At 41.7% G+C, this 12715-nt stretch carries 12 protein-coding genes; 7 read left to right on the top strand and 5 right to left on the bottom strand.

Annotated elements, in window-relative coordinates; translation table 11 throughout:
- Positions 1 to 3: 3 nt before the first annotated feature.
- The 6 genes from rsxC to H5058_RS03355 all read left to right on the top strand — a co-directional run bounded on the left by rsxC (position 4) and on the right by H5058_RS03355 (position 6058).
- Entirely contained in the window at positions 4 to 2424 is a 2421-nt protein-coding gene (gene rsxC / locus H5058_RS03380) for an electron transport complex subunit RsxC (RefSeq protein WP_182676854.1), read from the top strand.
- Positions 2421 to 3479: an electron transport complex subunit RsxD gene (gene rsxD / locus H5058_RS03375; protein ID WP_089367998.1), complete on the top strand. Its 1059-nt coding sequence runs from the start codon at positions 2421 to 2423 to the stop codon at positions 3477 to 3479. The genes rsxC and rsxD overlap by 4 nt, the downstream gene beginning before the upstream one ends.
- Positions 3476 to 4117 carry an electron transport complex subunit RsxG gene (rsxG, locus tag H5058_RS03370; protein ID WP_011327787.1) on the top strand — a complete coding sequence of 214 codons (642 nt, stop codon included), beginning with the start codon at positions 3476 to 3478 and terminating at the stop codon, positions 4115 to 4117. The genes rsxD and rsxG overlap by 4 nt, the downstream gene beginning before the upstream one ends.
- Positions 4114 to 4812 carry an electron transport complex subunit E gene (locus tag H5058_RS03365; RefSeq protein ID WP_089367996.1) on the top strand — a complete coding sequence of 233 codons (699 nt, stop codon included), beginning with the start codon at positions 4114 to 4116 and terminating at the stop codon, positions 4810 to 4812. Before rsxG ends, H5058_RS03365 begins: the two co-directional genes overlap by 4 nt.
- Before the next feature lie 39 nt (positions 4813 to 4851).
- The gene (gene nth, locus H5058_RS03360) at positions 4852 to 5487 is read left to right on the top strand and encodes an endonuclease III (protein ID WP_041454385.1); all 636 of its coding nucleotides are present in this window, start codon (positions 4852 to 4854) and stop codon (positions 5485 to 5487) included.
- Between the two features lie 352 nt (positions 5488 to 5839).
- Positions 5840 to 6058: a hypothetical protein gene (locus H5058_RS03355; RefSeq protein ID WP_182676880.1), complete on the top strand. Its 219-nt coding sequence runs from the start codon at positions 5840 to 5842 to the stop codon at positions 6056 to 6058.
- Between the two features lie 86 nt (positions 6059 to 6144).
- Here the strand turns inward: H5058_RS03355 and H5058_RS18425 are convergent, their stop codons facing one another.
- The 3 genes from H5058_RS18425 to H5058_RS03345 all read right to left on the bottom strand — a co-directional run bounded on the left by H5058_RS18425 (position 6145) and on the right by H5058_RS03345 (position 7180).
- Complete coding sequence (locus H5058_RS18425) at positions 6145 to 6360, bottom strand: GDCCVxC domain-containing (seleno)protein (RefSeq protein WP_076916053.1); 216 nt, start codon at positions 6358 to 6360, stop codon at positions 6145 to 6147.
- Positions 6348 to 6737 carry an organomercurial transporter MerC gene (gene merC, locus H5058_RS03350; RefSeq protein ID WP_024601094.1) on the bottom strand — a complete coding sequence of 130 codons (390 nt, stop codon included), beginning with the start codon at positions 6735 to 6737 and terminating at the stop codon, positions 6348 to 6350. The genes H5058_RS18425 and merC overlap by 13 nt, the downstream gene beginning before the upstream one ends.
- Before the next feature lie 65 nt (positions 6738 to 6802).
- Positions 6803 to 7180 carry a MerR family transcriptional regulator gene (locus H5058_RS03345; RefSeq protein ID WP_010557530.1) on the bottom strand — a complete coding sequence of 126 codons (378 nt, stop codon included), beginning with the start codon at positions 7178 to 7180 and terminating at the stop codon, positions 6803 to 6805.
- 149 nt (positions 7181 to 7329) lie between these two features.
- On the opposite strand from H5058_RS03345, the gene H5058_RS03340 reads away from it, so the two are divergent.
- Complete coding sequence (locus tag H5058_RS03340) at positions 7330 to 7953, top strand: tyrosine-type recombinase/integrase (RefSeq protein ID WP_004589486.1); 624 nt, start codon at positions 7330 to 7332, stop codon at positions 7951 to 7953.
- Between the two features lie 248 nt (positions 7954 to 8201).
- Here the strand turns inward: H5058_RS03340 and H5058_RS03335 are convergent, their stop codons facing one another.
- Both H5058_RS03335 and H5058_RS03330 read right to left on the bottom strand, forming a co-directional pair.
- Entirely contained in the window at positions 8202 to 11402 is a 3201-nt protein-coding gene (locus H5058_RS03335; protein ID WP_004588883.1) for an efflux RND transporter permease subunit, read from the bottom strand.
- Positions 11403 to 11413: 11 nt separating this feature from the next.
- Positions 11414 to 12670 (bottom strand): efflux RND transporter periplasmic adaptor subunit, encoded by a 1257-nt coding sequence (locus H5058_RS03330; RefSeq protein ID WP_002962258.1) that lies wholly within the window; start codon positions 12668 to 12670, stop codon positions 11414 to 11416.
- Between the last annotated feature and the right edge of the window lie 45 nt (positions 12671 to 12715).

The following is a 12715-nucleotide window of genomic DNA, read 5'->3' as shown; positions in this document are numbered from 1 at the left end:
TGAGTGGATAAGTTACTTGAACAAATAAAAAAAGGGGTCGTTTGGCCATTCCCTGGCGGCGTTCACCCACCACAACAAAAATCACTCTCTAATAGTGCCAGTATTACTCGCTTGCCATTACCCGACAAACTCGTAGTTGCACTTAAACAACACATAGGTGCTAACGGTAAACTTATTGTTGAGAAAGGTCAGCACGTTTTAAAAGGCCAAGCTTTAACCATACCTAAAGCTAACTGGTCGGTGCCTATGCATGCGCCAACCTCAGGCACAATAGCCGACATAAAGTTAATGCCTTCGGCGCACCCTTCGGCCCTACCTGAACTTAGTGTAATAATTGAGCCCGATGGTAAAGATTTATGGTGCGAGCTTAACCCAATTAAAAACCCAGCAACGCTAAGCCACGATGAACTTGTTAATATTATTCATCAAGCGGGCATTAGTGGTATGGGAGGCGCTGGTTTTCCAACTTATGTTAAAGCCGATACTAAGCAACCTATCGAGTTTTTAATTATTAATGCGGTTGAGTGCGAACCTTATATAACAGCTGATGACATGCTAATGCGCGAGCATGCCAAGCAAATAGTGCAAGGTATTGAGCTAATGCAACAACTGCTCAATCCTACGTTATGCATTGTGGGTATAGAGGACAACAAGCCAGAAGCAATTGCTGCAATGATACAAGCAGCGGAGCATAATAGCTTAATATTGGTGCAAAAAGTGCCCACTATTTATCCCTCTGGTGGCGAAAAACAGCTTATTAAACTGCTTACTAATCGCGAAGTGCCTAATAATGGCATTCCGGCAGATGTTGGTATACTGGTACATAACACCGGTACTTTATTTGCTATACAACAAGCTGTTTATGAAGGTAAACCCTTAATTGAGCGCGTAGTCACAGTAACGGGTAATACTATTCATAAACCCGGAAATGTATGGGCTTTATTAGGCAGCGAAATAAAGCACTTACTCGATTGCCAAGGTTTTTCGCCGGTACCACAGCAACAAGTAATTATGGGCGGCCCAATGATGGGCTTTACCCTACCAACAATTCGTATTGGCGTGGTAAAAACCACTAACTGTATACTCGCGCCCGATCATAAAGAGCTTGCAGAGCCCGGCCCAGAAAAAGCCTGTATACGCTGTAGTGCCTGTGCAGATGCTTGCCCTGCTTCTTTATTACCTCAGCAATTACAATGGTTTGCTAAGTCAAAAGAATACGACAAACTACAAGAACACAATTTGTTTGACTGCATAGAATGCGGCGCGTGTGCCTACGTTTGCCCAAGTGAAATACCGCTAGTGCAGTACTACCGGGTAGCCAAGGTAGAAATAAAAGAGCAGCAGGCAGAAAAAATTAAAGCAGATCGTGCTAAAGAGCGTTTTGATGCGCGAAAAGAGCGCCTTGATCGCGAACAAGCTGAGCGACAAAATCGCCATAAACGTAAGCCTGCAGTTAAAACACCAGACGAAAAACAAAAAGTAGCCGATGCTTTAGCAAGAGTTAAAAGTAAATCAGCTAATAGCGATGAAAAATCAGCCGTAGCCGCTGCTATTGCCCGTGCTAAAGCTAAAAAGCAACAAGGCGATGCACTTGAACCTGATAATAGCGAAGTAGCAAAAGAACGCGCATTGCGTAAAGAACAAGCTCGACAATATAAAGAGCAAAAAGCACAAAGTGATGAGCCAGCAAGCCCTGATGATAAAAAATTAGCTGTAGCCGCAGCCATAGCTCGCGCTAAAGCTAAAAAGGCCGCACAACTAGCAAACGCTGAAAGTACAACTGACGATGCACCGCAAAACGAGGCCCCCGTTGATGACAAAAAAGCTGCTGTAGCCGCTGCCATTGCTCGCGCCAAAGCTAAAAAGGCCGCGCAATTAGCAGACGCTGAAAGTACAACTGATGATGCGCTGCAAAACGAGGCCCCCGTTGATGACAAAAAAGCTGCTGTAGCCGCTGCCATTGCTCGCGCCAAAGCGAAAAAGGCCGCGAAAGCATTAGCCGATGCTGAAAGTACAACAGACGATGCACCGCAAAACGATGCACCCGTTGATGACAAAAAAGCTGCTGTAGCCGCAGCCATTGCTCGCGCCAAAGCGAAAAAGGCAGCGAAAGCATTAGCAGACGCTGACAATACAACAGACGATACACCACAAAACGATGCACCCGTTGATGACAAAAAAGCCGCTGTAGCCGCAGCCATTGCTCGCGCCAAAGCGAAAAAGGCCGCAAAAGCATTAGCCGATGCTGAAAGTACAACTGATGATGCGCAAGTAACGAGCGCTGTTGAGAATAACGACGCCGCATCTAGTACTAAAGCCGACGAGCCTAAAGCGAACGATGACAAGAAAAAAGCCGCAGTAGCTGCTGCTATTGCTCGAGCAAAAGCCAAAAAGTCTCAAAAAGAAGGAAATGATCAGTCGTGAAATTAACCATGGCCAGTTCGCCTCACAGCCATAGCCATAAATCGTTAACCCGATTAATGCTTTGCGTTATTGCTGCGTGTATTCCTGGGCTAATTGCTCAGATCATCTTTTTTGGTACAGGTGTGCTTATTCAGCTCATATTAGCGCTGATTGCTGTAAGTGTATTTGAAGCTGCAGTAATGCTACTTCGCAAACGCCCCGTTTGGCCCGCGTTAAGTGATGGCAGCGCGTGGCTTAGCGCAGTACTACTTGCATTGAGCATTCCGCCATTAGCCCCTTGGTGGATAGTTATTATTGGCTGTTTATTTGCCATCGTTATAGTTAAGCAGCTCTATGGTGGTTTAGGGTTTAATTTATTTAACCCTGCTATGGCCGCTTATGTATTATTATTAATTTCGTTTCCGGTACAAATGACCGCGTGGATGCCAATTACCGAGTTATTAAATACTCCGATTGGTTTTACCGAGCAGCTTAGGGTTGTTTTTACCGACTTTACTGCCACCGGTTTTAGTTTAGATCAAGTACGTGCAGGTATAGATGGCATTACTATGGCAACCCCACTGGACACTATTAAAACAGATATTGCCCATGGTTTAACCGTAACCGAAAGCATGCAAAAGCCGATATTTAATGAGTGGGCTGGACATGGATGGGTGTGGGTTAACTTAGGCTTTTTAGCCGGTGGTTTATACCTTTTAAAAGAAAAAATAATTAACTGGCATATCCCAGTAAGTTTTATTGCAAGCTTAGCGCTGTGCAGTGGCATAGGTTATATAGCAGCGCCCGGTACAGAGCCTGGCATAATACTTCATCTATTAAGTGGTGCCACTATGATGGCTGCATTTTTTATTGCTACCGATCCGGTGTCGGCTGCCACCACCAATAAAGGGCGCTTAATTTATGGCGCAGCTATTGGCTTATTAGTGTATTTAATTCGCACCTTTGGTGGCTTCCCTGATGCTGTTGCTTTTAGTGTATTACTGCTCAATATTGCTGTTCCCTTAATTGACTACTACACACAGCCGCGCACTTATGGCCACGGAGCAGCAAAATGATACTATCCTCTATGGCTAAAAACGGCGCTATTTTAACTGCTTTTGCATTAGTGACTACAGGGCTGGTTGCCTCTATTAATATGCTTACCGCCGATAAAATAGCAGAGCAAGAGCTATTGCACCTTACTTCACAATTACAAGAAGTGCTCGACCCGAGTACTTACGACAACGAGCTAACAACAGATTGCGTTATTATTTCAGATGAACGACTAGGCCCTTACGCTAATCAAATAGTTTACCGTGCCCGTAAAAACAATGAACCTGTAGCCCTTATTGTAAGGCACGTAACGCCAAGTGGTTACAGTGGTGATATTAACTTACTAACCGCGGTTTTAAGTGATGGTAGTATTGCCGGTGTGCGTACCACTAAGCACGAAGAAACTCCAGGCCTAGGCGATAAAGTAGAAGTTAAAAAATCACCGTGGATCACTAGCTTTAAAACGTTAACTGTACAAAGCAGTAGCGATGCACGTTGGGCGGTTAAAAAAGACGGTGGCCAGTTTGATCAATTTACCGGTGCAACTATTACACCTCGCGCTGTGGTTGGCTCGGTAAAAAATGCCGTATTATTTGCTCAAAGTGAATTTGATGCTATTTTTGCAGCACCTAATGCCCAATGTGTAGAGGTAACTAAATGAGTGAATTAAAAACACTATATAAAGACGGTATGTGGGTCAACAACCCTGCCCTAGTACAGCTATTAGGCCTTTGCCCATTGCTTGCTGTTACGTCTACAGTTACTAACGCACTTGGCTTAGGGCTGGCTACACTGCTTGTTTTAGTAGGTTCTAACATTAGTGTATCAATAGTGCGAAACTGGGTACCTAAAGATATTCGTATACCGGTATTTGTCATGATTATTGCCGGCTTTGTAACTATAGTGCAGCTATTAATGAACGCTTATACCTATGGGCTTTATCAGTCGTTAGGTATTTTTATTCCGTTAATTGTTACTAACTGCGCCATTATTGGTCGCGCTGAAGCATACGCATCTAAAAACCCAGTTCACTTATCGGCGTTTGATGGGCTAATGATGGGTTTGGGCTTTATGATTGTGCTTGTTGTTTTAGGCGCAATGCGCGAGCTAATTGGGCAAGGCACTTTATTTGATGCCGCCGACTTGTTACTTGGCCCTTGGGCACAAAGCCTACGCATTGAAGTATTTAGCTTTGATAATCAATTTTTACTCGCAATTTTACCACCGGGTGCCTTTTTAGGTCTTGGGCTACTTATTGCCGCTAAAAATGTAATTGACGCACAAATAAAGTCAAAACAAGTTACCCCACCAGAGCCTGAAAAAGGCCCTCGTGCTCGTGTTACTAGCTTAACTTAAAGGAAAAGCGCACATTAATAAGGTGTGCGCTTAAGTAATATGAATAAAGAAAAACGCCACCAAATTCTTACTCGCTTACGCGACGATAACCCGCATCCAGAAACCGAGCTTGAATACTCAAGCCCGTTTGAGTTACTTGTCGCTGTAACGCTCTCAGCGCAAGCAACCGATGTAGGCGTTAACAAAGCTACTCGAAAGTTGTTCCCTGTGGCTAACACACCACAAGCCATTTTAGATTTAGGCCACGATACACTGCGAGATTATATAAAAACCATCGGCTTATTTAATTCTAAAGCCGCAAACGTTTATAAAATGTGCCAAATTTTGGTGGATGAACACAACAGCATAGTTCCCGAAAACCGAGAAGCACTAGAAGCCCTACCAGGCGTCGGCCGAAAAACCGCAAACGTAGTACTCAACACCGCGTTTGGCTGGCCTGTAATCGCCGTAGACACGCATATATTTCGTGTTTCTAACCGTACTAAACTCGCCATGGGTAAAGATGTTGTAGCCGTTGAGCAAAAGCTTGAAAAAGTAGTGCCTAAAGAATTTAAGGTCGATGTACACCACTGGCTTATATTGCACGGGCGTTATACCTGTGTGGCGCGCAAACCTAAGTGTGGCAGCTGTATCATCGAAGATTTATGTGAGTTTAAAGAAAAGACTGAAGAATAAAAAGCAGCTAAATAGCTGCTTGATTTATTTACAGTGAAGTGCACTTTTGTCTAATTTTTTGGATTGCTTAGATGAATAAGTCTTACTTGATCTGTCAAATCCAACTAATAGAGCTCGATCAAATCTGACAGTCCCATATGTACCATTAACGGGCCTTCAAGGCGTGAATCTGAAACTTTGTTGGGTGGCGCCTTGGCTTAACCAACCTACCTTTTGACGTTACTGTACGGGGTAGATCGGATAAGTGACGAAGCCACGCCATCCGACAAAAATGATGAGTTTACTAGAAACAGCCAGACTTACCGCGTTGATAAGCAAATGTAACACGCAAGCATAGCTATTAGTTTTTACGTTGATTGAGGTAGGTTGGTTTGAGCGCAGCGAAACCCAACGAAAAAAGGCAGTGCCAGTTAACATTAGCGTTATGTATTATCGATTACCTAAAAAAGTACCGGATGTAGGTCGGATAAGCGAAGCGCCATCCGACACAGTAAAATATCTTGCCAATTATTATTATCAGCATTTTATATTGTCGGATGGCTGGAAAGTGCCAAAAGCAGCCCTTGAGTGACTTAGTGATAAAGGCTGCAATGATACGATTGCTGACATTTCACTATTTCTTTTTATGCCTTCTCATTGCCATTAATAGACTGTCATTTAGCTATCGCAACAACTTTGACCTTCTTGAATTGGCGGGCATTTCACTGTTCCATAAGAGCAATATACGCAACAATCGCCTTTCAAAGGCTTTAGGAGAACTTTGCAAGATTCACATTCATAATACCACTGGCAAGCGTTGGTTGGCATTTCTTCAGTTTTACTGAAGCCACACTCAGGGCAAGTAATGGTAGAATTTAACTCTATACTTTGCATGTTTGCTCCTTCAAAGGTTTAACAATGTCTAATACGGACATTACAATCATCAAACAAATACCTACATAAAACAAATAAGTGCTCCATTCGTATTGCCATAGTGGATAGAGGGTTAACAAAACCGCTATAGGGCCAATAACCCCAAGAATACCTCTCGCATGATTTTGGTTTTTATACCAGTTATACAAATTTACCAACAATGCCAGAGTTGCAAATATAGGTAACAAGGTATTTACAGCAATTCCCTCAAAGTGAGAGAGAAAGCCTAATCCTAATGCTGATGCTAACGAGCCGAGTGCGGGGAAGCACCCCGTACAACTAAGAGCCGCAAGCCAAACACCACCTGAGCTAACTTTATCTAAAATCTTATTAATCATTTTTAACGTCTAACATTATTTGAATGATTTGAGTATGAACTCCGTAGGTAGGTACGGAGTCAATACTATTTTAGCGAATCGATTATTGGGCAGTGGGATTGATCGTTATTGTTGCGGCATGAATTAGTCATTTCTTTTATGACGACTTCTAAGCGTTGAAGGTCAGCTATCTTATTTTGAATTACGTTCAATTTCAGCAAGCCTAGGGATTCTACTTTGGCACAATCGCCATCCATTGACATCAATGAAGCCACTTCTTTTAGAGTAAAGCCAAGTGCTTTGGCCTTACAGATGAATTGTAATTGTTTGGTGATTGAGTCGTCATAGACACGATAACCATTTTGAGGTTTTTGAGGCTGTTTTATCAAGCCTTCCCGCTCATAAAACCGTATAGTTTCTACGCCTATATCAAGTTCTTTAGCCAACTTGCCTATTGTTTTCATCGTCCAACCATAAAATCAACTTTAATCATGACATTAGTATATCAATACGAAGTAAAATTGCTCGAACTACAATGACTGGTTTTCGCTCATACCCGAATTCTTTTGTAGCGAGCTAAGCTTAAAACTCCATAAACACCGGAGTACAACTAATGCACCAGTTAACTATATATCAGCCTAAAGAGCCTTGGAATAAAAATAAGCTTGTAGGACAAAAGTTACCTCTAAAATTACAGCAAATATGGGCTATCCGAATACGACTGGAACTTTTTCATAAAATAAGAGATCTAGCACTATTTAACCTAGCCATAGATAGCAAACTAAGAGGGTGTGATTTAGTTTCACTAAAAGTTAATGACATTGCACATGGTAAAGCAATCCAATCACGGGCAATAGTCGTTCAAAAAAAGACTGGTATGCCTGTTCAATTTGAAATTACTGGAAATACAAGGAAATCAATTGTGGCGCTCATAGAGCAATTTACTCTCAATTCTTATGATTACTTGTTTAAGTCACGAATTCATTCCTCTGAACACCTTTCAACCCGTCAATATGGACGTATAGTTGACTCTTGGGTCACCTCAATTGGGTTAGATAAGACTCAATATGGCACTCATTCAATGAGACGTACCAAACCATCACTAATTTACAAAAAAACTAAAAATTTAAGAGCCTGTCAGCTTCTACTTGGCCATAGAAAACTAGAGAGCACTGTCAGGTACTTGGGAATAGAAGTTGATGATGCGTTAGAAGTATCAGAACAGATCGATGCTTAAATTTGAACCTAAGCCAGACTCGAAGTTAGAGTCTGGCACGTGCCATAATCCGACCTTGAGACACATAGAGATTAAGACTGCAAAGATACGAAAGCGGAAGTTAGCTTTGGCCTGTTTAACGACAAATATTCCGACAAAGCAGTCATGACTATTAGTTTATTGTTAAATCTAATCTTTCTTTTCGTTCATCTACTCAATAACCCCACGCTAAACGTGACTTTAGCGTGGGGTTAGAGTTCACAGTAATTTTATCTGGATAGCTCTTTTATTTTTTTCTCTGAAAACCAGCGATATAAAACAGGTAAAACAAATAATGTTAACAGTGTTGCAGTTACCAAGCCGCCAACAATAACACTCGCTAATGGGCGCTGTATTTCTGCACCAACACCATTAGACATTAACATCGGTATCAAACCTAAAGCTGATGTTATAGCAGTCATAAGTACAGGTCTTAATCTTGAAGTAGCGCCTTCAAAAACGGCTTTAGATGCTTCTAGACCGTCTTTAATACGTTGGTTGATACTTTCTACCATAACGACCCCATTCAATACCGCTACACCAAATAAGGTAATAAAGCCAACGGAGCTTGGTACAGACAAGTATTGTCCAGATAAATATAAGGAGAAAACTCCGCCAATTACAGCAAGCGGCACGTTGACCAATATCAGCATAGCTTGACCAACAGAACCAAAGGCAAAGTAAAGTAGTAGTGCGATTAGTGCTAACGATAAAGGTACAACTATAGCTAACCTATTTTGAGCACGTTTTTGACTTTCGAACTGGCCGCCAATCGAAACAGAATAACCTGAAGGTAAGTCAACCTTTTCAGCAATTACCGTTCTGATATCGGCAACCACGCTTCCCATATCTCGATTTTGTACATTTGCTTGGATAACGACTCTTCGTTGTACATCATCGCGTCTAACTTGTGGTGGGCCTGACTCAAATGAGACTGAGGCTACGTCACCCAGCCGCACCCAAGCACCAGTAGGTGATTGAAGCCGAATATCAGCAATAGCTTCTTTGTTACTTCGGTACTCTTCCTCTATGCGAACGTAAATATCATAACGTTCATTACCATTGATTATTTGTCCGGCTTCAACACCACCAATACCATCACGCACAACCTCCATTATGTCACTCACAGACAATCCAAAGCGTGATAGTTCTTGCCTGTTAGGACTTATCACCAATTGCGCTTCACCAGCAATTTGCTCCAATGCAACATCCCTTGCACCTTCAATGTTTTTAATTGCTGTTTCTATTTCTTGACCTTTAGCCGCCAGTACCTCAAGTTCAGGCCCAAACAACTTTATCGCCAACTGAGCCTTAACACCAGATAGTAGCTCATCGACACGAGTCGCAATAGGTTGAGAAAAGTTGAGTAGCAACCCAGGGAATTCTTCTAAAGATCTCTCCATTTTTCCTTGAAGTTCATATCGATTAGATGCACTGGTCCACTCAGAAACAGGCTTCAACCCTATGTAAATTTCGATGTTATTCACAGGCTCTGGGTCTCCACCTATTTCTGCTCGACCAATTCGGCTTAATGCATAGGTTACTTCAGGGAAAGCCATTAGTTTTTCTTCTAGAATTGGTGCCACAGTGAGCGCGGTATCTAAACTGGAAGAAGGTGCAAGCGTTGCTCTTAAGTTTATCGTCCCTTCTTCTAACTCAGGTACAAATTCAGTACCAATTAATGGAACTAATGCAAAGGCAGAGAAAACTAATATAAGTGCGGCTGAAATGACTAATTTGGTGCGTTTTAGTGCGAATGTAAGCCCTTTTCTGTAGAGTTTGTCTAATGGCCTAAGAACAAAGCTTTCCCTCTCTTTTACACCTGACTTAAATAAATAAGTAGCTAAAGCGGGTACAACAAACAACGCAACCACAATAGCAGATATAACAGCTAAAATGATGCTTATTGCCATAGGTTGAAATAACTTTGCCTCAACACCTTCAAAGCTAAATAAAGGCGTAAATACGACTAAAATAATAGAAGCTGCAAAAAATACGGGACGAGCCACTTCTTTACCCGCATTTTGAAGACGTAACTTAATACCATGCTCATCTTGTTCTACATCATGTGGATCAGTATCAGCACTAGGCACTCTTTCTTTTACAGTTTTTAAATGGGTAGAGTCTGGTCTATTTAAATGCTTAAACATGTTTTCAACCATCACGACTGAACCATCAACTAGCATACCAATGGCTACGGCAATGCCACCCAATGACATAAGGTTTGCAGAAATGCCCCACCAAGCCATGATCATTAACGCGATACCAATTGAAATTGGAATAGATATTAGGACAAGGAAGGTTGCACGTATATTCATTAAAAATAGTGCTAATACAATACAGATGAAAATAAATGCTAGTAATAGTGCATCAACTACTGTATCAACGGCTTTTTCAATCAAATCAGCCTGATCATAAAATGGTTCAAAGCGAACACCTTTAGGCAATGCTTGATTAATCAATGGGATTCTTGCATTGATACCATCAATGGTGGCTTTAGTATTAGACCCCATGCGTTTTAAGACAATGCCAGAGACAACTTCACCTAAATTTTCGACTTTACCGTCTTCGGTTTTGCGCGTCATTGTGACAGCACCTTGACGAATTTCACTGCCCATTTCAACTTTAGCAATATCCGAAACCGTCACAACTGTCCCATCAACTGTTTTGACGGGAACTTGTTTGATATTACTAATACCAGCGTCACCACTTTCAAACCAACCTGCACCTCTAATAACAAGCTGCTCTTGCCCACGGTTCATATACCATCCGCCAACATTGGCATTGTTGTTATCTAGGGCACCAACAACGTCTTCTTGCGTTAGGTTATAAGAAAGAAGCTTAGATGGATCTACATTTACTTGGTACTGCCTAACAATACCTCCAAAGGAGAGTACATCAGTAACACCATCGACAGGCATAACGAGTAATTTTACTACCCAATCATTGAGACTCCTGAGTGCCATAGCATCATAGCCTGCATCTTTATCTGAAATAAGAAGGTACTGAAATACTTGGCCTAGCCCTGAGGTGTTTGGCCCCATTTCGGGTGTGCCGACACCTTCTGGTATCAGTTCTTTTGCGGCTTGAAGACGCTCAAATACAAGTTGTCTTGCAAAGTAAATGTCGGTGCCTTCTTTGAAAACAACCGTGACGCCAGACAAGCCTGTTTTAGAAATTGAGCGCACTTGTTCTACATCAGGTAAGGCATACATGACCGCTTCAATGGGGTACGTAATGAGTTGTTCAACTTCTTCAGCAGCTAGTCCTGGCGCTTCAGTATTTACAGCAACTTGAACATTAGTAACATCAGGAAAGGCATCTAAATTTAGTTTTGGTATAACCATAATTGCGCCGACAATTGTGGCAAACAGCGCAATCAAAATCAGGAGTCTATTATTAACAGACCAATCTATTATTTTATTAAACATAGTCTTGCTCCTTAGTGGTTATGCGGATCAAATCCGCCTTTAGCGATTTCAGAAGCAACAAAAAATGCGCCTTTGGTTACAATTCGCGTCCCACTATCAAGGCCAATGATTTCCCTAAAATCACCTAAGGCTCGGCCTAGTTCTACTTCTACAGCTTTAAATTCTCCAGGGTGGTCTTCGACAAATACGGTCCAATCACCATCTGCGCTGCGGATCAATGCTTCTTCTGGCACAGCCATCACTTTCTGCTTTGTGGCAAACTGAAAGTAAACTTTTACAAACATACCTGAATGAAGGTTATCATCAGCATTCTGTACCCCCAATCTAATAATTCTTGTACGAGTTACGGGATCAATTGTATGGGCTTCTTGGATAACTTTGGCATTGTAACTCTGGCCTTCTAATTTAAGTACCGCAGGAGAATCAATTGATAAATTTAGCTTTTTATTTGGAGAAACTTTTGCTTCAACCCATAGTTGTTTTTCATCAGCTAACAACATGACTGAATCCCCAGCATCAACACGTTGCCCTTGGATAAAGTCGTCTTGAAGCACGACACCTTCACGGTGCGCCGTTAATGCATATTGTCCAAATGCTTTAATGTCTTTGTTAGAAATACCATTTATTGCTTTTTCAGTTAACCCTAAAGCAATGAGCTTGCCATAGCTCGCATTGTATGTTGTTTCAGCTTGTAATAATCGACTTTCACTCACCGTCTTATTACCCAGCTTTTTTACACGTTGCCATTCGGTTGAAGCGATTAAATAGTCAGCTTGTGCTTGTGCCATTGCTTCACTAAATAATGTAACTAACTTCTGACCTATTTCTACATACTCGCCAAGCGCTGCATGGCGACTGATAATGACTGACTCTGTACGTGGTGATACCACATAACTTTTATAGCCATTAGCTTTTATTTCGCCAGGTGCATATACGGAGCTAAATTGATATTCAGGCTTAACACTTTCCACTTTAATGTTAGCAAGCGACATCTTCTTTGGATCAATAGTGATACCTTCTTCATGTCCTTCTTCTCCCTCTTTATTACCACCTTCATGGCCGTGCTCGTCATGGTCACCTTTATCTTCTTCATGTCCCTTTTCGTGTTCATGCTCATCTTGATGTTCTTTTTCTTCTTGTTTCGAAACGTTTGTGACAGAACCAGTTCCATCTGACGACTGTGCAAAAGCATCATGATTTGTAGTAAACCCAACTAACAGGCAGCTAATTACTACGGCTAAAAATTTTTTACTAATTACTGTATTCATTTTTGTAACCTATATTTTTAATAAATTTAAGATTTCGTTTTTCGC

The sequence above is a fragment of the Pseudoalteromonas sp. SR45-4 genome (assembly GCF_014163535.1).
Taxonomy (GTDB): Bacteria; Pseudomonadota; Gammaproteobacteria; order Enterobacterales; family Alteromonadaceae; genus Pseudoalteromonas; species Pseudoalteromonas nigrifaciens.
The sequence above is the reverse complement of the archived record's forward strand: the minus strand, read 5'-3'. Positions and strand labels throughout refer to the sequence as shown.

Excerpts from the sequence above, each read along its gene's own strand:
- H5058_RS03335 (WP_004588883.1), bottom strand. The coding sequence starts at position 11,402 with ATGTTTAATAAAATAATAGATTGGTCTGTTAATAATAGACTCCTGATT.
- H5058_RS03345 (WP_010557530.1), bottom strand. The coding sequence starts at position 7,180 with ATGAAAACAATAGGCAAGTTGGCTAAAGAACTTGATATAGGCGTAGAA.
- H5058_RS03330 (WP_002962258.1), bottom strand. The coding sequence starts at position 12,670 with ATGAATACAGTAATTAGTAAAAAATTTTTAGCCGTAGTAATTAGCTGC.
- H5058_RS18425 (WP_076916053.1), bottom strand. The coding sequence starts at position 6,360 with ATGCAAAGTATAGAGTTAAATTCTACCATTACTTGCCCTGAGTGTGGC.
- H5058_RS03365 (WP_089367996.1), top strand. The coding sequence starts at position 4,114 with ATGAGTGAATTAAAAACACTATATAAAGACGGTATGTGGGTCAACAAC.
- H5058_RS03340 (WP_004589486.1), top strand. The coding sequence starts at position 7,330 with ATGCACCAGTTAACTATATATCAGCCTAAAGAGCCTTGGAATAAAAAT.
- merC (WP_024601094.1), bottom strand. The coding sequence starts at position 6,737 with ATGATTAATAAGATTTTAGATAAAGTTAGCTCAGGTGGTGTTTGGCTT.
- nth (WP_041454385.1), top strand. The coding sequence starts at position 4,852 with ATGAATAAAGAAAAACGCCACCAAATTCTTACTCGCTTACGCGACGAT.
- rsxG (WP_011327787.1), top strand. The coding sequence starts at position 3,476 with ATGATACTATCCTCTATGGCTAAAAACGGCGCTATTTTAACTGCTTTT.